This window comes from Silvanigrella paludirubra (genome assembly GCF_009208775.1).
Taxonomy (GTDB): Bacteria; Bdellovibrionota_B; Oligoflexia; order Silvanigrellales; family Silvanigrellaceae; genus Silvanigrella; species Silvanigrella paludirubra.
Genome location: NZ_WFLM01000003.1, coordinates 270,237 through 290,999 on the forward strand (window position 1 = coordinate 270,237; position 20,763 = coordinate 290,999).

General features: G+C 28.2%; 18 protein-coding genes. 5 read left to right on the forward strand and 13 right to left on the reverse strand.

Annotated elements, in window-relative coordinates:
• Positions 1–16: 16 nt before the first annotated feature.
• Genes ftsW through rsmH form a run of 7 tightly spaced genes read right to left on the reverse strand, consistent with a single transcriptional unit; the run spans position 17 to position 8,913 of the window.
• Positions 17–1,222: a putative lipid II flippase FtsW gene (gene ftsW, locus GCL60_RS08760; RefSeq protein ID WP_153420275.1), complete on the reverse strand. Its 1,206-nt coding sequence runs from the start codon at positions 1,220–1,222 to the stop codon at positions 17–19.
• 2 nt (positions 1,223–1,224) lie between these two features.
• A complete protein-coding gene (murD, locus tag GCL60_RS08765) occupies positions 1,225–2,802 on the reverse strand; it encodes a UDP-N-acetylmuramoyl-L-alanine--D-glutamate ligase (protein ID WP_153420276.1) in 1,578 nt (525 codons plus the stop codon).
• A gap of 13 nt (positions 2,803–2,815) precedes the next feature.
• Complete coding sequence (mraY, locus tag GCL60_RS08770) at positions 2,816–3,931, reverse strand: phospho-N-acetylmuramoyl-pentapeptide-transferase (protein ID WP_153420277.1); 1,116 nt, start codon at positions 3,929–3,931, stop codon at positions 2,816–2,818.
• A 5-nt stretch (positions 3,932–3,936) separates the two neighbouring features.
• On the reverse strand, positions 3,937–5,625 hold the full coding sequence (locus tag GCL60_RS08775; protein ID WP_153420278.1) for a UDP-N-acetylmuramoyl-L-alanyl-D-glutamate--2,6-diaminopimelate ligase: 1,689 nt from the start codon (positions 5,623–5,625) through the stop codon (positions 3,937–3,939).
• 6 nt (positions 5,626–5,631) lie between these two features.
• Positions 5,632–7,518, reverse strand: coding sequence for a peptidoglycan D,D-transpeptidase FtsI family protein (locus tag GCL60_RS08780; RefSeq protein WP_153420279.1), 1,887 nt, complete (start codon positions 7,516–7,518; stop codon positions 5,632–5,634).
• Positions 7,519–7,535: 17 nt separating this feature from the next.
• Positions 7,536–7,838 carry a hypothetical protein gene (locus GCL60_RS08785; RefSeq protein ID WP_153420280.1) on the reverse strand — a complete coding sequence of 101 codons (303 nt, stop codon included), beginning with the start codon at positions 7,836–7,838 and terminating at the stop codon, positions 7,536–7,538.
• Position 7,839: 1 nt separating this feature from the next.
• Positions 7,840–8,913 (reverse strand): 16S rRNA (cytosine(1402)-N(4))-methyltransferase RsmH, encoded by a 1,074-nt coding sequence (gene rsmH, locus GCL60_RS08790; protein ID WP_161998144.1) that lies wholly within the window; start codon positions 8,911–8,913, stop codon positions 7,840–7,842.
• Positions 8,914–9,073: 160 nt separating this feature from the next.
• On the opposite strand from rsmH, the gene GCL60_RS08795 reads away from it, so the two are divergent.
• Positions 9,074–9,943: a LysM peptidoglycan-binding domain-containing protein gene (locus tag GCL60_RS08795; RefSeq protein WP_153420282.1), complete on the forward strand. Its 870-nt coding sequence runs from the start codon at positions 9,074–9,076 to the stop codon at positions 9,941–9,943.
• Positions 9,944–10,082: 139 nt separating this feature from the next.
• Positions 10,083–10,559 (forward strand): tryptophan-rich sensory protein, encoded by a 477-nt coding sequence (locus GCL60_RS08800; RefSeq protein ID WP_153420283.1) that lies wholly within the window; start codon positions 10,083–10,085, stop codon positions 10,557–10,559.
• An 18-nt stretch (positions 10,560–10,577) separates the two neighbouring features.
• On the opposite strand, the gene GCL60_RS08805 is transcribed toward GCL60_RS08800, so the two are convergent.
• From GCL60_RS08805 to GCL60_RS08820, 4 genes are read right to left on the reverse strand one after another with little or no spacing between them, the layout of a single operon-like run.
• On the reverse strand, positions 10,578–11,096 hold the full coding sequence (locus GCL60_RS08805; RefSeq protein WP_153420284.1) for a hypothetical protein: 519 nt from the start codon (positions 11,094–11,096) through the stop codon (positions 10,578–10,580).
• A gap of 41 nt (positions 11,097–11,137) precedes the next feature.
• Positions 11,138–11,671: a hypothetical protein gene (locus tag GCL60_RS08810; protein ID WP_153420285.1), complete on the reverse strand. Its 534-nt coding sequence runs from the start codon at positions 11,669–11,671 to the stop codon at positions 11,138–11,140.
• A 26-nt stretch (positions 11,672–11,697) separates the two neighbouring features.
• Positions 11,698–12,702 carry a nucleotidyltransferase family protein gene (locus GCL60_RS08815; protein WP_153420286.1) on the reverse strand — a complete coding sequence of 335 codons (1,005 nt, stop codon included), beginning with the start codon at positions 12,700–12,702 and terminating at the stop codon, positions 11,698–11,700.
• Positions 12,703–12,714: 12 nt separating this feature from the next.
• A complete protein-coding gene (locus GCL60_RS08820) occupies positions 12,715–13,860 on the reverse strand; it encodes an aminoglycoside phosphotransferase family protein (RefSeq protein WP_153420287.1) in 1,146 nt (381 codons plus the stop codon).
• Positions 13,861–13,983: 123 nt separating this feature from the next.
• On the opposite strand from GCL60_RS08820, the gene GCL60_RS08825 reads away from it, so the two are divergent.
• Positions 13,984–16,470, forward strand: a complete 2,487-nt coding sequence (locus GCL60_RS08825; RefSeq protein ID WP_153420288.1) for an excinuclease ABC subunit UvrA — start codon at positions 13,984–13,986, stop codon at positions 16,468–16,470.
• A 16-nt stretch (positions 16,471–16,486) separates the two neighbouring features.
• Here GCL60_RS08825 and GCL60_RS08830 read toward each other — a convergent pair whose 3' ends face one another.
• Complete coding sequence (locus tag GCL60_RS08830) at positions 16,487–17,656, reverse strand: serine hydrolase domain-containing protein (protein WP_153420289.1); 1,170 nt, start codon at positions 17,654–17,656, stop codon at positions 16,487–16,489.
• Positions 17,657–17,873: 217 nt separating this feature from the next.
• On the opposite strand from GCL60_RS08830, the gene GCL60_RS08835 reads away from it, so the two are divergent.
• A complete protein-coding gene (locus GCL60_RS08835; RefSeq protein ID WP_153420290.1) occupies positions 17,874–18,980 on the forward strand; it encodes a tetratricopeptide repeat protein in 1,107 nt (368 codons plus the stop codon).
• Between the two features lie 32 nt (positions 18,981–19,012).
• Here the strand turns inward: GCL60_RS08835 and GCL60_RS08840 are convergent, their stop codons facing one another.
• On the reverse strand, positions 19,013–20,077 hold the full coding sequence (locus tag GCL60_RS08840; RefSeq protein WP_153420291.1) for a SurA N-terminal domain-containing protein: 1,065 nt from the start codon (positions 20,075–20,077) through the stop codon (positions 19,013–19,015).
• A gap of 219 nt (positions 20,078–20,296) precedes the next feature.
• Here GCL60_RS08840 and GCL60_RS08845 point away from each other — a divergent pair, with 219 nt between their 5' ends.
• On the forward strand, positions 20,297–20,761 hold the full coding sequence (locus GCL60_RS08845) for a hypothetical protein (protein ID WP_153420292.1): 465 nt from the start codon (positions 20,297–20,299) through the stop codon (positions 20,759–20,761).
• The last annotated feature ends 2 nt before the right edge of the window (positions 20,762–20,763 follow it).

The following is a 20,763-nucleotide window of genomic DNA, read 5'->3' on the forward strand; positions in this document are numbered from 1 at the left end:
TTTCTATACCTTAAATTTAATTATTATTTTGAGTGTATATTCTTCTAGAAATCTGAGATAAAAGGCCAATAATAAAAAAGTTAGCAACTAAAGCAGTTCCTCCATTGGAAATAAATGGAAGTGGTAAACCTTTATTTGGAAGAGCACCAGCAACAACGCCCATGTTAATTATTGTAGTTGTTACCAACATGGCAAATGCGCCAGTAGCTAAGAGTCTATCTCTATGCGAACTTCCATAAATAACTAAACGAAGAATAGCATAATATAAAACTGAGTATAATATAGTTAAGACAAGTATTCCTATAAAACCCATTTCTTCAGTAATCACTGCTAAAATAAAATCGGTGTGAGCTTCGGGTAAGAAAAATAATTTTTGTTGACTTTCACCTATTCCTCTCCCAAACAAACCACCATTAGCAACAGCAACAAAGCTTTGAATTACTTGGAAGCCAGAACCAAGCGGGTCTTTAAAAGGGTCTAAAAAAGTCATAATTCGTGATATTCGGTAAGGTTCAATTAAAATTGCTGTTGTTAATCCTGATATAATAACTCCAAAAATACCTGCAAAATATCTTTTAGGTAAACCGTTCATAAATAAAATTGCGACAGCTCCTGAAATAACAACAACAGTAGATCCAAAATCTTTTTGTGAAATGATAGCAATAGGGGCTAAAAATAAAGTTAAAAATTCTATAATATTTGATAATCTTTTGGGTTCATTTTTTATAATTTCACCTGACTTTGAAGTTAAAATCCAAGTCATAAACATAATAGTAAAGATTTTAAGAAATTCAGATGGCTGAATTGCAGGAAGCGGGCCAATTGATATCCACCTTGAAGCGCCTGAAACCGTCTTACCAATATGAGGAACATGTGTTGCAAAAGTTAAAATAACAAAAGCAAAAAATAAATATTTAATATATTTATAAAAATTATCAAAAGAGATTTTTGCTCCAATTATTGCAGCAATAATAGCCGGAATTAAGTATATTGTCTGTCTTTTTGCATAATAAAATTCTGTGCCAAAGTGCTGTGAAGAATATACAGAAGAAGAACTATAAACAAATAAAATTCCAAAACCTGTTAAAGCAATTACGGGAACCCATAAAACATTCCCGCCATATGTAATCCAAGTACTTGGCTTAGGAGTATCAAGAATAGTTTCTAGATTTTCATCATTTAATTTGTTTTTATCAATTATTTCTTTTTCTGATAATTTCACTTTTAGTTATCCTTTAAATGAGATAAAGCCCATTCGCGAAATACATCGCCACGGTGTTCAAAATTTTTGAATTCATCAAAACTACTACAAGCTGGAGACAATAAAATAATTTCATTATCTGTTGCGTCATTTAGTGCTAAGTTGGCTGCAGCTAACATATTTGGAGATGATTCGGCAATTTTATTATTATAATTTTTTAAGTGTTCTTGAATTATACTTGAGGCTTTTCCAAATGGATAAATTTTTATTAAATTATTATTGATTAGTTCACCTATTGGTGAATAATCATCTCCTTTTGGTTCACCGCCAATTAATAATCGAATAGGGTTTTGAAAAGAATGTAAAGCAACTAAAGTGCTTTCTACGTTAGTAGCTTTTGAGTCATTTATAATTAGGATGTTTTTAGTTTTTAAATTATTATCTAAATATAAATTCCATTTTAAAGATATTTTTTCGAGTCTATGCGGTAAATGCTTATATAATGATGAATTTTCTTCCCATTGTTTAAGAATATGAATATCAGGAACACCTAAATAGTTTGCTATTATGCTGGCGCATAATATATTCATCATGTTGTGTTTTCCTGGTAAGCAGGGATTTTCAATTATCCAATTTTTAGTTGAGTTTTTTAGATTTAAATTGATATTAATTGAGCCATTATCGTTATATTTTGCATAGGCATATTCAAACTGACTACGCAACATAACTTCATCAAAATTTAAATCTTTCAGTTCTTGATAAATTGCATTTGGTAATGTTTTTCCATTCTCAATTTTTTCATATATGAAGTCGGTATATTTTTTCTCATTGACTTTATTTTCAATAGTATTTTTTATTTCATCTATTAAAATAATTCTCGATTTTGGTAAACTTAATCCTAATTTTATAACATGATTCATTATGTTTTTATCAATAATAGTTATCCCAAGATCATCTGTAAGTAATACAAGTCTCCATTTTGCTTTTAAATATTCATCCATGTTTTCGTAGCGACCTAAATGATCATTTTGTAAATTTAATAATGATGTACACATTGGTCTTATAGAATAAGTTGTTTCTAGTTGATAGCTACTAAATTCAATAGAAAATAAATTTGTATTTGGATGTTCTAATAAAGTTTGTGAAACTGAGATACCAATATTGCCACATGCTTTAGAATGGTATTTTGTATTGGAGAATAATTGCGATAAATAATTTACTGTTGTGCTTTTTCCATTTGTACCAGTAATTCCAACTGAAATTGATTTAGAATTCATAAACCAAGATGCAAATTCAATTTCGCTGACGATCGGAATAGAATTCTTTTTACAAAATATTGAAATATCTTTATTTAAAGGAATACCGGGAGATAAAATTAAAATATCGCATTGAGATTTTAATTTTTCAAAAGAATGGCCATTTTCTTCGTATGGTATTTTTAAATTATCTAACTCAATTTTTAAATTATCAGATATTTTATTTTCTTCGGTAATAAAAACATGTGCGCCATTTTTTTTTAATATTTTGGCAGCTGAAATTCCACTTTTTGCTGCTCCTGCAATAAAAAAATGAATTTCTTTAATATTTTGGCCTAAATTCATATTATATTACCTATTATCTTAATTTAAGAGTTAATATACTTAAAAGAGCAAGTATAAAACTTATAATCCAAATTCTTACTGTTATCTTTTGTTCTGGCCATCCTTTTTTTTGATAATGGTGATGAACAGGCGCCATTCTAAAAACTCTTTTGCCTCTTGTTTTAAATGAAGCAACTTGAATAATCACACTTAATGCTTCAGCAACAAAAATACCACCCATTAAAACAAGTAAAATTTCATGACCAGTAATAATAGCAACTGTTCCAAGAATTCCACCTAAAGCAAGAGCACCAGAATCACCCATAAAAATTTGTGCTGGAAATGTATTGTACCAAAGGAATCCTATTGATGCTCCAATGAGTGCGGAAAGAAATACACTTATTTCTCCAGATCCTGGGATGGAATGATATAAAAGATATTTGGATACAATTACGTTTCCAGTTACATAACTTAAAATTGTTAGAGTTAATGCACATGTAATTACCGGACCAATCGCTAGGCCGTCTAATCCATCTGTTAAGTTAACAGCATTACTTGAACCTACTATTACTAATATTGCAAAAGGGGCGTAAAAAATACCCAAATTTATAATAAGATTTTTAAAGAAAGGAATATTTACCGAAGTAGGATTTAATGTATATGCATTTGGATTTAGAACATGAAATGATGACCACAAATGCCAAATAACAGCTAAAGTTCCAAAAAATAAAAGACCTAACATTTTCTTTTTGCTTGATAAACCATCTGTATTTTTTTTAGATATTTTTAAATAATCATCCAAAAATCCAATAAATCCATAGCCAACAGTTATAATTAATAAGGTAAAAAAATGTCTATTTGTAACATCCATCCATAAAATGACACTGAATAAAGTTGCAAATATTATTACAACTCCACCCATTGTTGGAGTCCCTTTTTTTAGCATTTGTTCTTCTAATCCAAGTTCTCGTATGGGTTGTCCTGCTTTTAAAGATCTTAATAATCGAATTGCTTTAGGATATAATATCATTGAAACAATGATACTAGTTATTAAAGCTAATATTGCGCGGCTAGATAAGTAAGAGAATGCTTTTAAACCAGAAAGCTTAGGGTTGATCATTATGAGTTTCATGATAAGTAAATAAAGCATTCTTTTTAATTCTCCTTACTTAATATGGATAAAGCAATTTGTGAATCAGAAAATGGGTATTTTGTTTCACCAATAATTTGATAATCCTCATGACCTTTTCCTGCAACAAGAATGAGATCAAATTGTTCAGCAGATTGGATTGCAAACTCAATTGCTTTTTTGCGGTCGCTCTCTCTAAAGCAATTATAATTGGAATTGATACCAGTAAAAATATCGTCAATAATTTTGCCAGGATCTTCTTTTCTTGGATTATCAGAAGTAACAATAACTTTATCTGATAAGGTTGAAGCAATTTTACCCATGATAGGTCTTTTTGTTTTATCTCTGTCACCACCACAGCCAAATACTGTTATTAGTTTTCCTCTTCCTTCTAATGAAAGTATGTTTTTACAAACTAATATCGCTTTTTCCAAAGCATCTGGTGAATGAGCATAATCAACAAGAACTGTCGGAAATTTATTATCAATTTCAGTTTTATGTTTTATAATTTCTAGTCTTCCTGGGATGTTTTTTATATTTGCAAGTTTTTTTGAAATTTCACTAATTTTAAAGCCATCGTTAATCATAGCAGCTATTGAACACATGATATTGTCAAATTGAAAATTTCCTATAATAGGAGCGCTAAAATATTCCGATTCTATAATTTTATGACAATCTTTAAGAATTAAAGTTCCAGAAATTCCTTTTAAAGATGATTTTTGATCTGTAATAGATAAATATAATAACGATTTATACAAATTCTTAAATGTAGAAAAAAAAGATTTTGAAATATTTTCGTTTCCAACACCAATTAATGTTCTTTTATTTCTAGCTGCATGTTTAGCAAAAAACTCCCAATCAAAATTATTAGTACAAATAATAGCACAACCGCTTTCGTTTAAATATTCATCAAATAATTTTAATTTAGCATTCCTATAGTTTTCCATTGTTCCGTGATAGTCTAAATGATCTTGAGTTAAATTTGTAAAAATAGCGGTATTTACTTTCCAGTTGCCTAATCTTTTTTCAAGCAATCCATGTGAAGTTGCTTCCATAACTATTTTATCAATATTATTTTTTTTGCATAAATTTATTATACTCAATAAAGCTGGATAGTCAGGAGTTGTAACATGTGAAGATTCCATGCTATACTCGCCAATTTGTAATCCTAATGTGCCTATGCGTAAGCAACTTTTTGCTGTTAAAAGTTCAAAAATTTGAGAACATAATTGAACCACAGAAGTTTTTCCGTTTGTTCCTGTTACAGCTATTGTATTAAAATGTTCATTATTTATTTGATAACATTTTTCAAATAATAAATTAATTGATTTTTCTGTATTTTTTACTTTAATAAAATAAGGATTATTTATGATTTTTAACAACAAATCTTCAGAATAATTGTTTTTTTTTGCTAAATCTAATACATTTTCTTCATTTCCAATAAAATAGTTCTTAGAACTCAATATTTTTTCTATTAAGCTATGGCCATCAAATTTTTTTCCAACTCTAGCTATATATATAAATGATTCTTCTTTTAATAAATCTTCATTAACTTTAAATTTTTTAAGTTCATTAGAGTTTATAATTATATCTAGAGGTGATTCTAACTTATTATTAATGGCAATATCATTTACTAATAAATCCTCATTTTTTAAAACATAAATTGCATTTTCTAAAGTACATCTAGGTATTTCTATTTTATAATTAAAAGACATTTTAAATCATTGTTCCTTTTTTGTATCTGTTTCGTTATGATTGTTTGTCATAGCTGCGCTTTGTGGTTTATTATTATTAATTATATTAGGCTTATTTCTTTTTAAATATGCATTTTCATATGGTTTGACATCAAAAATTCCTTGAGAATTTAAATATTGAACTGTTTTTTTCCCAATTTCCGCAAAAACAGGGCCAGCAAGAGGCCCCCCATAAGCAGGTCTAATTCCAGCTTCATCAATAACAACTACAATAGCTAATTTTGGATCGTCAGAAGGAATGACTCCCTCAAAAACAGCAGTTCTGCCAGAATAAGAGTGTTCTTTTGATGACCAAATTTGAGCTGTTCCTGTTTTTCCAGAAACAAGAACACCTGGAATTCGAGCAGGAGATCCTGTTCCTCCTTCTTCTTCAACAACGGATTCCATCATTTTAGAAATGAGTAAGCTTGTCTTTTGGGAAATATATTTTAAAGGAGGGCCTACAAAATTTTTTTGTCTTTTTTCGTCAACTGCAATTAAATTAACTCCATGATCAATGCCGCCACCAACAATAATGGATAATCCATGCACTAACTGCAAAGGAGAAATTGCAAAACCTTGGCCAAAAGCCATATTTGCAAAATTCATTTCTCTCCAAGTATTTAATGCTTTTATTCTACCAGACCATTCGCCAGGAAGTCCTGTGCCAGGTTGTCTTCCAAAACCAATTTTCATTAATGAGTCATAAAAGTTTTCACGACCTATTTTTTGTACAACTTTATAAGCACCTATATTGCTACTTACTTTTAATATTTCTTCAGGAGTAATCCATCCATGTTCATGAGTGTCATGAATGATACCACCTGGTAATGACATTTGGCCATTTTCTGCATAAACTTTTGTTTCAGGCGTAATGACTTGAAGATCAAGTGCTTTAGAAATCCACATTGGTTTAACAACTGAGCCAAGTTCAATTGCATCCATTACAGGGCGTAAGCGTCTAGATGCGGGGTCATTTTCAGGTGGGTTATTTAAGTCATATGATGGATAACTTGCCATTGATAATATTTCACCCGTTTTAACATCCATAACGATAGCGCTACCGCCTTTTGCTTTTGCTTTAAGAACTCCATCTTTAAGAGCATTTTGAGTGAATTCTTGAATGGATAAATCTATTGATAGAGTTAAATTTGGGGCTTTTTGATCTGGTTTAGAGGCATCATTTGGTGTAACCATAACAAGTCTGCCTCTTGCATCTTTCATTACTTCTGATTTAATTGGTTTGATATTTAGTCTTGAATTATATATTTTTTCAATGCCTTCAAGTCCGTTACCTTCAGAACCAACAAATCCAATTAATTGTGCCGCTAGATCTTTTTCTGGATAAACTCTTTTAGGTTCATCAACAACGCCAATAAATTCTTGCCATTTTTTTAGATTTCCAATTTTAATAAACTCGCTTTGATTCATTTGTCTTTTGAGCCAAATAAAATTTCTTTTATCATCTTTATAAGAAATTAATGTATCTAATGGAAAATGAATTTGTTCGGAAACTTTTTTTAAAGTGCTAATTTCTTCAGGCATTTTGTGTGTTAAAAGATAAATACTTGGTCTAGATATGCTAACAGCTAAAACTCTTCCATTTCTATCTGTAATTGTAGCTCTTGGTTGTGCTAAAGTTAAATTAGTTTCAAATTGTCTTGTTCCAGTTGCTATTAATTTTGTTCTTAGTGGAGTAGGAAAAAAAGTTATCCATGCATATCTTACAAGAATAATACTTAAAAAAATGCAATAAATGATTCCCATTGTTTGGGCTCGAAACTTATAATTAGGTAATTTTTTGTTTTGTTTTGGGTCAAAATAATTTTTAAATTTAACTAATAAATTAACTTGTAAATTTATTTTATTTCCCACTTTTGTTACCTTTTTATTTAATGTAACCCTTTTTCTGCTCTTAATACACGTTTTGGATCTGGTAAAACATACTTATTAAGCTTGCCTGAAGGATCTTTTTGGGCAAGCAAATTGTCTCTAACATTTCTTTCTGTTGCAGCTAATTCAGATTGCAGCTCTACTTGTCTTTGTCTAAGTATTTTTTCCTTAGACTTTAAAGCAGCAATTTCATAACCAACAGAATAAGTTTTAGATCTCATTGTAATAACTATTATACCAACAATAATCGTTAAAAAAATAATTGCAATGATTGCATCAAATCCTTTTAAAAATTTTAGCATGTTAGCCCCCTGTTTCTCTTGAGAACTCAAAACAACGAAGTCTTGCGGATCGAGAGCGATTGTTCATTTGGCATTCCTCATCGGAGGCGGTTATGCCTCCACGCGGTATTTCTTTGCCAAAACCTTTATTATGATTTTCTTCTAAATGAAGTTGAAGATGCAAGGGGATATTAAATTCTTTTTTTTCATTTTGTTTTTCGTGTGCTTTCTTTCCTTTTTGCCAATTTCTCATAGCATGTTTGATTAGTCTGTCTTCCAGGGAATGAAATGAGATAAAGCCTACTTTTCCATGAGTATGAATAAGCTCAGGGATTTCTTGAAGAAGATAATTTATAGATTCTAATTCTTTGTTTACTTCAATCCTTAATGCTTGGAATGCTCTCGTGGCTGGGTGTACTCTGCTATTTGGATAGGCAAGTACTCTTTTTATATATTCAGCAAGCTGAATTGTACTATGAAGAGGTATTTTCTCAATTTTTCTATCCTGCACAATTGCTTTAGCAAGTTTTCTTGATTTAGGTTCTTCGCCATATTCAAAAAAGATACGAGTTAATTCTAATTCGGAATATTCTTCTAAAATGTTTTTAGCGGTTAAATTATCATTGGGATTCATGCGCATATCAATAGGGCCATCATGAATTAAAGAAAAACCTCTTTTGCCAATATCTAGTTGTGGAGAACTAACACCAAAATCGGCATACAAGCCGTGAATTTTTTCACCAGGAAATTTTGTTTGCCAAATTTGTGCCAAATTTTTAAAATTTTCATTTTCGAAATGTAAATGAATATTTTTATACTTCAATTGAACATCTTTAAATTTTTTTTCAGTAAAGTTTAGTGCATTTATATCTTGATCAAAGCCAATAAAATTCAGTTCAAAATTATTAAATATAGGATCATTAACGAATAAATGAATTAAATATTCAGCATGACCACCACCACCCAAAGTAGCATCTACAATATTTAATTTATATGTTTTATTTGTTTTTAATAAATTCAAAAGTTTTTCAGAAGGAAAAATATTTTGTATCGTTTCTTTCTTTAATACTGTTATATGATTAAATTCATTATTCATTGATGTCCTCTTTGGCTTTAAAACGAAGTATTTGTGTTTGTTTTTTAACATAAGTCAAAAACGTGGCACAATCATATGTGCCTAAAGCATTCAACTTCACTTTATCAAGTCCGATAATGGACTTGTAAAAGAAATTTACTGTTTGAGGATGAAATTTGCCATGAAGAAAAATATTATGCAAAATATGGCGTCTATTTATAAAAAATTTAAATTTGTTCTATTATGCTCATTCTTCTCATTATCCTTATTTGGATGTATGACGAGCTCTAAAAACGATGAAGACCAGTTGAATCAAGCTCAAAATCAAAAAGTTGAAGAACTTGTAAATAAGGAATCAGCTGACTTTGTAGAAGGTCTTGTTCCTCCAAGTAATCAAAATATTTTATTGCCTTATTATGTTCAAGCTGGTGATAACTTAGGTAAAATATCCAAAAAAATATATGGTGATCTTAAAAGCTGGAAGAAAATTGCTGAAATAAATAAAATAGTAGATGCAAATAAAATTTATGCAGGAGATGTTATTTACTATCAATTAGATGATAAAACAAAAATGTTTGCAGAAAAATATGAAAATGCTCCAAGAGCAAAAATTATAGTTAAAAAAGGTGATACACTTTCTCATATTTCAAAGGCTGTTTTTGGTAGGTCTAAAGACTGGCGTGTATTATGGAAGGAAAACCCTCAAATAGCTAATCCTGATAGAATTAAAGAAGGAACGGCAGTTTATTTTAGACCTAAAGCACTAACTGCTGACGCTGGTGGATATAATATTATAAACAAAGAATCAGAATCTCAGCCTGTTAAAAATATAAATTTAAATGAGGATACAAAAATTTCTAACGAAGAACCTATTAAACAAGATTTAAATGCTATAAATGATCAAAATAATACGGAACAAAAAGCAATTGATGTAAAACAAGATGCATCAAAAAATGAATTAACAGAAGAAGAAAAAAATGCAATAAGAAAATCTTCTGAAAGTAATTTTGTAAATCCAGATGATATTCCTAAAAATCCGAAAGATGATTGATAAAAATTGAATTACATAATGCTCTATTTTATTAGATTCTATATCTTTAAAATTTATAAAATATATATTAAAATTAAAAATATCCATTGAAATGGATATTTTTAATTTTAATTACTTAAAGAAAGAGTAAATATTTATTATGAAATTATTTAAAATTCAAGGAAATAAAAAAGGTCTAATAAAGCTTTTTATTTCAACTGCTTTAATAGTTATTTTTGTTAATAGTATTATATTTATATTTAATTTTAGAAACTCAAACACTAATTTAGGAATTGTTAGAAGTCCGTTCTTACCCGCTCCCTATATCATAGGAACAGTTTGGCTGTTTTTAATTTTATGCATGTCTTTTTCTCAATGGATCTTAATAAAAAAGAATACTCATAAAAATAAATTATTTTTAATTCCAATTTTATTTATTATTTGTATTTTATATCCATTTTATACACAAAAATTTAATAATGAATCTATATCGCTTATTGCAAATTTAGTTGTTATCTCTTATTCTTCTTTCATAAGTGGTAAAATATATAATATATCTAAAATCTCGTCTTTTTTAATATTTTTAACAGCAATTTGGGTTGCATTTGCAACTTATGCAACAAATTTAAAATTTTAAAACAATCTTTTTTCAAATTTATTTTTGTTTCATAGAATTTATTACAGGTTTTGAAATTAAATGATAATCAGCCAAAGCTTTTAATTCATCATTTTCATACATTGGCTCTGCTTTTGCGGAGGGGTTTATAATATGAAAATGAGTAATATGCTCATGTTCAAATTGTTTTCTTATATATTGATATTCATCTACAAATCTTACATCATCAATAACAGCGATATCAAGTTTTAAACTGTCTCTATTATATTTTAATAAGTCTACAATTTGTTGAGCCCAATATAAATTGTTAACAGATTTTTTTTCATTACCTTTGTCATCAAGCATTTGATGAATTGTTTTTCCATTTTCTTTAAGAATAGTATTGTCTTTAAAGGAAGGTGATTTATTATACCAGTCATAATTTGGATATTCAATTGCAAGCTCTTTTCGTATTGTATTTGCTATTGAAAATATTTGCTGTTTATTACTTGCAATTTTTTTAGCTAAATAAGTTTTACCAGCACCATGTCCATCGCCAGAAATAAAAATGATTCTCATAGTTTCTCCATAAATTTAAAAAGTCTTGCTTTAATGAAATATCACTCTTTTTTTTCTAATTTAAGATTTCTCACATTGAGAATTCTTTTAGATATTATTTGGAAATCAGATATTTCTTTTAATTTTTCATTTTCATAATTAGGTTCAGGTTTTGCATGTGGATTAATAATATGAATATGAGTAATTTGATCATTTTGTAAGTATCTTTTAATAAATTCAAACTCATCTAAATATCTAAGATCGTCAATAATAGCAATTTTAAGGTCTAAAAATTCTTTATTATACAAAATAATTTCAACTAATTGTTTAGCCCAATATATATTATTTTTTTTCTTCTTTTCGTTACCTTTATTTATAAGCATTTGATGTATAGATAAATTTGTTTCTTTAACATTTGTATAAATTTTATATCTCGGGTCTTTATTGTACCAATCATAATTAGGGTATTCAGCTGCAAGTTCTTTTCTGATCATGTTAGCAATCGAAAATATTTGGCTTTTATCACTAGCTATCTTGTTTGCAAAATAGGTTTTACCCGCTCCATGTCCATCTCCTGAAATAAAAATGATTCTCATTGATTCTCCACAAAAATTCATTTCATTTAAAATATTATATAGAAATTTTCAGAATCATTATTTATTTCTTTTAAAGCTAATATTTTATTATCTTTAATTCTATCTCTAAAACCAATAAGTATTTTTTTACTATTTATTTTATGATTATTTATTTCATCATTTCTGGATTCTATATATTTTTTTAAAGAATCTGGTTTTATAAAACAATAGTTAATTACATTTCCATTGTAAATATCAATACTATGATCTTTCTTTAATTTCTTTTCAAAAAACTCAATACATTCAAGGTATGTTTGTGGGGTTCCAATATCAAACCAATAACTTTCTTTAGGGTATGAATAATTTAAAATATTTTTACCAAGTAAAAATATTTTTTTGTAATATATTTCTATACTGGATTTTTTTTCAACTTCTACAATATTTAAAAGATCTTTAGAAATGATTTGATGAGTAGTAAAAACTTTTGCTATAGCATTTTCATTTGGTTTAAAATTGCTACCAAATCCTAAGACATAATTATTATTATGGGAAACCCATGTGGCATCTTTTCTTATATTATCCGTGTCATGAGTGCACATTAATGCCCAATCATCTGAATTTTTATTTTTCCATTTATTTATCATATTTTCTAGGGGAAAATCAGCTGCGATATCTCCAGAGACAACAATAGCATCTTTGCCAATATTGTCATTTTCATTTTTTGTTATTTCATGGTAAATACGAGCAATACCGCCACCTGTTTCTAAAATATCTTCTTCATGCCAAAAAATAATTTGGTTTGGATCGTATCCAAAATACTTAGCAGCTTCAATTATTTCTTGTTGCACTTCTTTTGCTAAATAATGAGTATTACAATGAACTTTTTTAAATCCAGCTTTTAAAAATATTTCAATACTTAAAAAAGCAACTGGTTTATTAATTATTGGACAAACAACTTTTGGAATAAAATTTGTTAAAGGTTTGAGTCTTGTGCCAAATCCAGCGCATAATACTATTGGTATAAAACTATCGAGATCGTTTTTATCTAACATTTAATTTCCAAATTAAAAATAATTTTTTATTTTTTCTTCTAATTTAATAGATAATTCACCTTTATATAAATTATTAATTAAACTATATAATTGAGGCATCATAATTTTTAAATCTGTTTCTTCATGAATTTGAGCTTCTGGAGAAGATAATATTTCAAGCGTATGTTTTACATATTTTAAATAGTTTGGTTTTCCTTTTTTAGTTGCAAGATAACCAAAACTTCCAATTGCTTTTATATTACGTTGAAGTCCCATAAGAAGTAATTCTAAATTAAAACTTGTTCTTGAAATTGGCTTTAAATTATTTAATTCTCTTTCATTATTCATATTATCTAAATAATATGAAAAAAGATTTTTTCTAGTTTCCCAAGTTATATTAACATAACTATCACGGACTAAACTAACAACATCGTATGAATGTGGGCCCATACGAGCATCTTGAAAATCTATCCAATATATTTTTTCATTTTTTAGCATAATATTTCTTACGTGATAGTCCCTATGACACAAAACTCGTTCACATGCATCTAGTTTTTTTGCAAGTAAATTTAAATCGTCATATAGTCCTTTATAATCAGGATTATCTTCTGTGACATTTAAATTCATAAATCCATTTAAAAAATGAGTTACAAAAAAATTAAGTTCAAAAAATAATTTTTCAAAATCAAAAAAACGATTTATTGCAGGATGGTCAATCTTTCTTTTAGGATATTGAGCTTTAATAAGGAGTAACAATGATTCTTTATAATAGTTAATTGACTTTAGACATTTTGGATTATTTATATCTAATATAGGTTCTATTAAAGTAGAATTTAAAAATGTATCCCCAAGATCTTCAGTCCAAATGCAAGCATTTGTTTCATCAATTTCAATTATTTTTGGAATAGGAAGTTCCATTTGAGAAAGTGCTGTATGCATTCCAATCCAACTTATTGGGTCGCCTCCATACCCTCCTTCCCATTTTGGAAATTGCATGCATATGGCACCAATGGGATCATTTATTAATCTAAAAAACTTTCTATCACTTGCATCCCCAGCAATTAATACCAAAACTGGTTCTTTTTCTGTTATGGATTGCTCGGAATTTAATATTTTAAAGTCTTGTATTCTAAGCATAAGTTGTTCCGATTCCAATTGAATAGAAAGAATTCCTGTCATTTTGTTTCCTTAAACAAGAACTGAGATGTATACAAAAGAAGCCATTTGCTTTAGCAAGTGATCTCTATAGATAATTGTGGTATATATGCATGTATTTCGTCAACCCTTCGGAAAGGTTTCGTTGTGGCGTTTATTTCTGTACGTGGTGCTCAAGAACATAATTTAAAAAATATTGATGTTGATATCCCTAAAAACTCACTAGTTACTTTTACAGGTGTAAGTGGTTCAGGCAAAAGCAGTTTGGTTTTTGACACTATTTATTCTGAAGCTTTTAGACGCTTTGTTGATTCCAGTCAAACCCCAATTTATGTTATGGGAGGCTCTAGTTGGTCTAAAATGTCACGACCACGCTTTCGATCCATTACAGGGCTACCGCCTGCGCTAGGTCTTTCCCAAAAACAAGGTGTAGCTGGAAAGCTTTCTACCGTTGGAACAATTTCTGGTGTTTCCGATTTATTCAGAGTTTATTTTGCTGCGTTTGGTGATATTTTTTGTCATAAATGCGATATTCCATTAAAATCAATTTCTTTTTCTGATTTATCTAAAAAAATATTTGAAGATTTTAATGCAAAAAAAATAATGATAATTGCTCCTATATGTGAAAAAAGAAAGGGAGCATTTATAGATGAAATTGAAAAATTTAAAGAATTAGGATTTTCTAAACTTCGAGTTAATGGAGATATTTTTGATCTTCAAGATGAAAATATAAAAATAAAAATTGATCCTAAAAAATTAAATACAATAGATGTTATAATTGATTATGTTTCTATTTTAATTGAAAAAAAACAAAGAATTGAAAGAGCATTATTTCAGGCTCTCGAATATGGAAAAGGTATAGTTAAAATAGAATATCTTTCTAAAGAATTTAAATTTAATACAAAATCTAACTGCCCCCAGTGTGGAGAAAGTGCTCCTAAGTTAGATCCTCGTTACTTTAGTCATTCCTCGTTAGGTAAGTGTATTAAATGCGAGGGAGAAGGTTCTTTTAAAAAAGGATATCCAGCAGATTTATTTCCTTGCAAACAATGTCATGGTGGAAGATTAGATCCCTCAACTCCTATTGTAAGGGTTAAAGGAAAAACATTTATTGAGACTCATTTATATAATATCAAAGAGCTTTATCAATTTATAATTTCTGATTTTAAAGAGCATGTTCAAAATGATAAATCAAAAATAAAAGTTTATTCTGAAATCTCTCGCGCTCTTTTAAGTATGAATCGTTTGGGTTTAGGACATTTAATTTTAAATCGATCTGGAGCTAGCTTGTCACCGGGTGATCTCCAAAGACTTAGACTTTCAACAATGATTTCAAATAAATTAACAGGTGTTTTGTATATTATTGATGAGCCATGTCAAGGATTAACGAAACAAGAAGTCAAGCAACTAGCTTCCGTTCTTCAAGAAATTGTAAAAGATGGCGCAACTGTAATTTCGGTTGAACATCACCCCGTTTTTCTTTCTTTTTGTGAGATCTTATTTTTAATGGGCCCGGGCGCAGGTGTGCATGGTGGACAAGTTGTTGCCAAAGCCACTGCCCTGGAGGATTTGGATGTATTTCTTGAGAATCCGCAAACGAAATTAAATAAAACCAAGTTTGCGCCTCAATCGTTATTGTTGGAGAAAGCGCCAAAGCTACCCAAGGCGAATTCAAAAAAGAAAAGTCCTGAGTCTTTTTCAACTAAAACCTCCGTTTTATCAAAGTCTTCTATGTTGTTTTCGGACTTTCAAGTAAGAAACTTGATTGGCAAAACAATACAGATAAATCATGGTGTTATAACGATAATTCGGGGGGCTTCGGGGGTAGGGAAGTCTTCATTTATTGAATTGTGCTTGCTACCTGCATTATATTCACTAGGAGGAAAAAATCCTGATGCAGAAGATGAAATTGAAATTCCATTTAAAGAATTTTGTAAATTTAATGTAACAAATGATTTTGAAGTGAATGTTGTTGGTTACGTTAAACCTGGGAGTGTAACAAGAAGTTCTAGAAGAAGTGTTGCCTCTGCTCTTGATGTGATTAAGCCATTAAGAGAATTATTTACAAAATTACCTACAAGCCAAGTGATGGGTTTAACGGAAAGTCATTTTTCTTGGAATTCAAAATTAGGACGTTGTGATCATTGTGAAGGAAAAGGATATATTGAACTTCCTCAAAGATACTCAGAACCTGTTCGTGTGGAATGTGAAGTTTGTATCGGTGCTAAATTAAATTCAAGAAGTTTGTTACCTAGATTTAAAGGATATAATTTAGCAGATGTAATGAATTTTACTTTAGAACAGTCATTAGATATTTTTGAAAATCATAAAATAATTGCAAATCGAATTATACGAGCATGTCAATTTGGATTAGGATATATTCAGCTTGGGCAAGGAATGGATTCACTAAGTGGTGGAGAATTACAACGATTAAATTTAACCATTGAATTAAAACGCTCAAACCTTGATGGTGCTTGGTTTATTTTGACACATCCAAGCACTGGATTGCATGGCCCAGATATTTCGATATTAGGTGAACTTATGAAAGTGATGACTGAGCGTGGAGCTACTTTTATTTTAATAGAAAACCGTGAAGAGTTTTTGCCTTTTGCAGATAAAGTGATTGAATTTTAAGTGATTTAAAAATAATTTATTCCATATTCGCAAAGTTAATTTCTTCTGATGGTGCTACTTTTTCACAAAAATTAGAATTTTTACTTTTTTTAGATATTAATAAATTATATGTTTTATCATGATATAAATTTTTAAATATTTTTCTAATTATAAATGCATGAAATTTGTGTAACTCAGATCTATTTGCAGAATATGCAATAGCTGTTTCGAGACAAGGGGAATAAATAAATCCTGATGTAAATCCTGGAATTAAGCCTGGAGTAAAATAAATAATCCCAAAGGGAGAATTCATTCTAAAAACTCCATTTAAATAAGCAGTCTCTTCTATATTTAATGTTATTTTGCCAGTTTTTGTATTAACCCATTTTTTATTATTTTGAATTAATTCATTGACTATTTTTACAGAAGAAATAACAACTTCTTGTGGTGTTGAAAAAACAGCACCTGCAGAACTCAGCCAAGAAACATTAATATTAGAAAATTTTTCATTTTTTTCGTTTCCAAACATTAAATTATTTATTGACTTTTCTTTTTCAAAAAATGAGTTTTTCATATTATTTTCATTAAAATAATTTTTAAATACAGATTTTAAATTATTTTTCATTTCAATTTCAATTATTTCCCCTAATAAAAGATAATTAGTATTTGAGTATTGCCAATTATTTTTTGTAATTTCCATATATTTTATAAAACCTATTAGTTCATTAAAACTAAAAATTTTAGAAAAATTTTTTCTTCTTTCGCTCCAAAGTAATGGATTATTAGAATAATTTGGAATTAATGAATTATTGTTAAGCAATTGAAACACTGTTTTGTTTTCTAAATCACTTCTTATTTTGACCCATTTGCTTATTTTATCGTTTAGATGAATTGAATTTTTATAAACTAATTTATCTATTATGTCCGCAGTATATATTTTTGAAATACTAGCTACAGGAAAAAGTGTATCTTGATCAATAAACTCATTATTAAAATTTTTACCATAAAAAAAATTTGTTATTTCTTCATTAAAAGACTTATTGAATACTGATATTGAAAAGGTATCAACTTTATAATTCATTTGAATTTCTTTTTTCATGCTCCATATATCATTATTAAAATTTTCTTTTATTTTGATAAAATCATTTTTACAATATGCTTTTTCTTCAAGAATTAAAAATATTATAGTTAAGAAAATAAATTTCATTTAATCCTCTAAAATATAAGGAGTTTAAAATAAAATATCTATTTTTTAGATATTTTTAGATTTCTAAGTATTTATATGATCATTATTCTAAAATAGGAATAATTTTCCTTGAAAAAATTTTCATCAATCAATTTTTCTCCAAATATGAATTCAACTCATAAAAATAAAGACCGAACTAATTTTATGAATTTAAAATATTCCACTCTAAGGAGTAAATATGCTAAAGGGAAATTCAAATTTAACTATTACGAAGTTAGAAAATGAATCCAATTCATTTTGGAGAGAAATAAACCCTTCAGCAAAGTCATGTTCAAGCCTCATTAAGCTTTTAGAAATATATGCTGCTCAAGAAGATTGGGAACAAATTATCAATTTGTCTTCTAGGGCTGTTTTACATTTAAGTAAATTTTATGATAGAGCAGATTTTTACCATATATGGATATGTGCATTAAAAGAGACATTTGATACGGGTGCTCTTATATCACTAGGTAAGCATCTTTTAAAAATGAGGCATTTTCATAACGTTTTTTTGTCATTAGCTCTAATTTCTTTTAATTATGCTTCTTGTGATAAAACTTGTAATAGAATATTTAATTATTTAAATAAAAATAAAGGTGTTGAAAATAGGTTTGCTTTTGAAGGCTGTGGGCTTTATTTATCAAGACTAAAAAACTCAGATTTAAAAAAGAAAGGTTTGTCATTATTAAAAAAAGTATGTTTAGAAAAGAAGGCGAGCTATTTTACATGGAGAAATTATTTAAGAACCTTATCTGAAAATAATTTATTAGACGATATGAGCAAGGCTTATAATATGATTCATGATAGATTTCCTTTTGCTCAAGAGCCTTATTTGGTCGCTTCTCTAATTGCAATGGATACAAAAGATTGGAATGAAGCTATCCGTGTTCTTGGTCAACTTTTAAAAGATAATCCAAATAATACAAATGCAATTTTGGCAATGGCAAATTGTTATTATGAATTAAATGATTATTTAAATGCAATTAGTTTATTAACTCTTAATAGCAATTTATTTTTAGATAATGATTATGATTTTCATTTTATAATGGGAATAGCAATTAAAAAGATAGTTGAAAAAGAATTTGACTCTAATTTGCAAAATATTTCGCTAAATCATTTAGAAAAATGTTACTTTATAGCTAAGTCATTAGAATTTCCGTTAAATCCAATTCAAGTTCAAATAACACATTTAAAATCATTAAATAATGAAGGTATTGAAAAAGAATCGGAAATAAATATTTTAAAAATTCATAATGAAAATCAAATTGAGTCTGATATCGTTTTTGTTGAAAGAAAAGCCAGTTAATAAAAATAAATTTTATAAATGTTCTTTATATTTTATTTGGAAAATAGAATAGGTCTTACATTTGCTTTTAATTTTGTTTTTTCTGTTTTCAAATACTCAGCTAGTCTCTCGTTAAATTTAATATCCTGTAGTTTTGATTTCCAACTATTAAAGTTTTTTTGAAATTCACTATCAGCATTAAAATCAGCACCTAAGTATTGAAAGAAAAACACAGAGCTTCCAATCGTGAATGGCCCAATTATTTGATTAATTGTTAGATTAGAAAGTTTATCTTTGAGTTGTGAAGGCAACTCAGAGACAGGTTTTGGAGGAAGAAGTCCTTCTGTTTTAGAAACATCGGAAGCCATGGAATATTTTTTTACTAAACTTGTAAAATTTTCACCTTCCTCTATTTTTTTAGCAACTATTTTAACAACCGGTGAATTTAGAACATCATTTTGTTCATTTTCAGAAACTTTAATTAATAAACTTCTTAATCTTACTGTGCTTATTTGTTTAACACTGCCAGTCTGTTGAATGTAAAAGTTTTTAACGTCATCATCGCTTACATTTACTAATGGGCTAATGATTCTCCCAATTAATAATTGTTTTAATACTTCACTTTTAAATTCTTTTCGATAATCTTCCATCGACTTTCCAGACCGCGCTAATTGATTTTCTAAGTCAGATTCGGAATATCCTCGTTGTTTTAAAAATTCGTCTATGCGCTGAGAAAGTTCTTCTTCAGAAATATCAAAACCAAGTTCTATTGCTTTAATTTGCAAAACTTTTTGATTAATTAATGATTCTAAAATTTGGCGAGCTTGATCTGTATTTAAAGTACCTCCGACAAGACGGCCATTGGGAAGTAATTTAGTTTGACCACCTGAAGAAATAAAAATGGCTTGCTGTAAGTCGCTTAATAATAAAACCTGATCTGTTACGGTGGCCAAAACGCCATCTATGGTATTGGAATCAAAAGGGGTTTTAGGAGCCAAAGAGGTAATTGTTTGAGAAGAATTTGGATTATATGGTCTATTTTCGGTAGATTTACATGCACTTAAAAGGATGAAAGAGCATATTAGAGTAGAAAAAAGTTCAATTTTTTTTATTTTCATTGATGTCTCCAAAAATGATACTCCAATTTATATGGAATAACTTATATCTTCGAGTTTTATTTAAACTATTATGTTAAGAAATGCAAAGATTCCTAAATTTACTTAATTTTTAAAATATTCATTTATTAGTATGTAATTAGTTCTATAAAAACATGGGTATAAATTCAAATTTAATTAATTAATTAAAAATCTCCGAAAAATATATTGGAGGTTTTGTTTATGAGAATAAACGTTTTTTCTCCTTTATCTTATACGTGGGAAAGATTTGCTGAATTACAACATCAATATGCAATGGTGAGAAGAAGGCATGATTTAAGACATTTTGATAAATTAGATGAAGCTAGACTCTCAGAAAATATTAATGAAAACATTGTAAAAAAAGACATAATGAAGCGAAAATTAATGGATAAAAAATCTTTAAATTTAATTGTTCATAAAGAAGTTTTAAAAAGAGCTTTAGATAAAGAATTAAAAAGAATAAAATTTGAAAGAGAATATTTAGAAAATTTATTTATTATAGGTAAAAAAATAAAAGAACATATGAAATCTATTCAATATATTCACAAAACATCAATGGATAAATATTTATTAGAAATGAAAATAGAAAATGAATTAAGATATCAAAATGATTTATTATATAAACATGAGTTTAAAAAATTAGATAGAAAAACTAATAAAAAGTAGAC

What these genes read in the sequence shown, in the direction of transcription:
- murD (WP_153420276.1), bottom strand. Translation starts at nt 2,802, where the DNA reads ATGAATTTAGGCCAAAATATTAAAGAAATTCATTTTTTTATTGCAGGA.
- mraY (WP_153420277.1), bottom strand. Translation starts at nt 3,931, where the DNA reads ATGCTTTATTTACTTATCATGAAACTCATAATGATCAACCCTAAGCTT.
- GCL60_RS08775 (WP_153420278.1), bottom strand. Translation starts at nt 5,625, where the DNA reads ATGTCTTTTAATTATAAAATAGAAATACCTAGATGTACTTTAGAAAAT.
- GCL60_RS08785 (WP_153420280.1), bottom strand. Translation starts at nt 7,838, where the DNA reads ATGCTAAAATTTTTAAAAGGATTTGATGCAATCATTGCAATTATTTTT.
- rsmH (WP_161998144.1), bottom strand. Translation starts at nt 8,913, where the DNA reads ATGAATAATGAATTTAATCATATAACAGTATTAAAGAAAGAAACGATA.
- GCL60_RS08795 (WP_153420282.1), top strand. Translation starts at nt 9,074, where the DNA reads ATGAAGAAAAATATTATGCAAAATATGGCGTCTATTTATAAAAAATTT.
- GCL60_RS08800 (WP_153420283.1), top strand. Translation starts at nt 10,083, where the DNA reads ATGAAATTATTTAAAATTCAAGGAAATAAAAAAGGTCTAATAAAGCTT.
- GCL60_RS08805 (WP_153420284.1), bottom strand. Translation starts at nt 11,096, where the DNA reads ATGAGAATCATTTTTATTTCTGGCGATGGACATGGTGCTGGTAAAACT.
- GCL60_RS08810 (WP_153420285.1), bottom strand. Translation starts at nt 11,671, where the DNA reads ATGAGAATCATTTTTATTTCAGGAGATGGACATGGAGCGGGTAAAACC.
- GCL60_RS08815 (WP_153420286.1), bottom strand. Translation starts at nt 12,702, where the DNA reads ATGTTAGATAAAAACGATCTCGATAGTTTTATACCAATAGTATTATGC.
- GCL60_RS08820 (WP_153420287.1), bottom strand. Translation starts at nt 13,860, where the DNA reads ATGACAGGAATTCTTTCTATTCAATTGGAATCGGAACAACTTATGCTT.
- GCL60_RS08830 (WP_153420289.1), bottom strand. Translation starts at nt 17,656, where the DNA reads ATGAAATTTATTTTCTTAACTATAATATTTTTAATTCTTGAAGAAAAA.
- GCL60_RS08835 (WP_153420290.1), top strand. Translation starts at nt 17,874, where the DNA reads ATGCTAAAGGGAAATTCAAATTTAACTATTACGAAGTTAGAAAATGAA.
- GCL60_RS08840 (WP_153420291.1), bottom strand. Translation starts at nt 20,077, where the DNA reads ATGAAAATAAAAAAAATTGAACTTTTTTCTACTCTAATATGCTCTTTC.
- GCL60_RS08845 (WP_153420292.1), top strand. Translation starts at nt 20,297, where the DNA reads ATGAGAATAAACGTTTTTTCTCCTTTATCTTATACGTGGGAAAGATTT.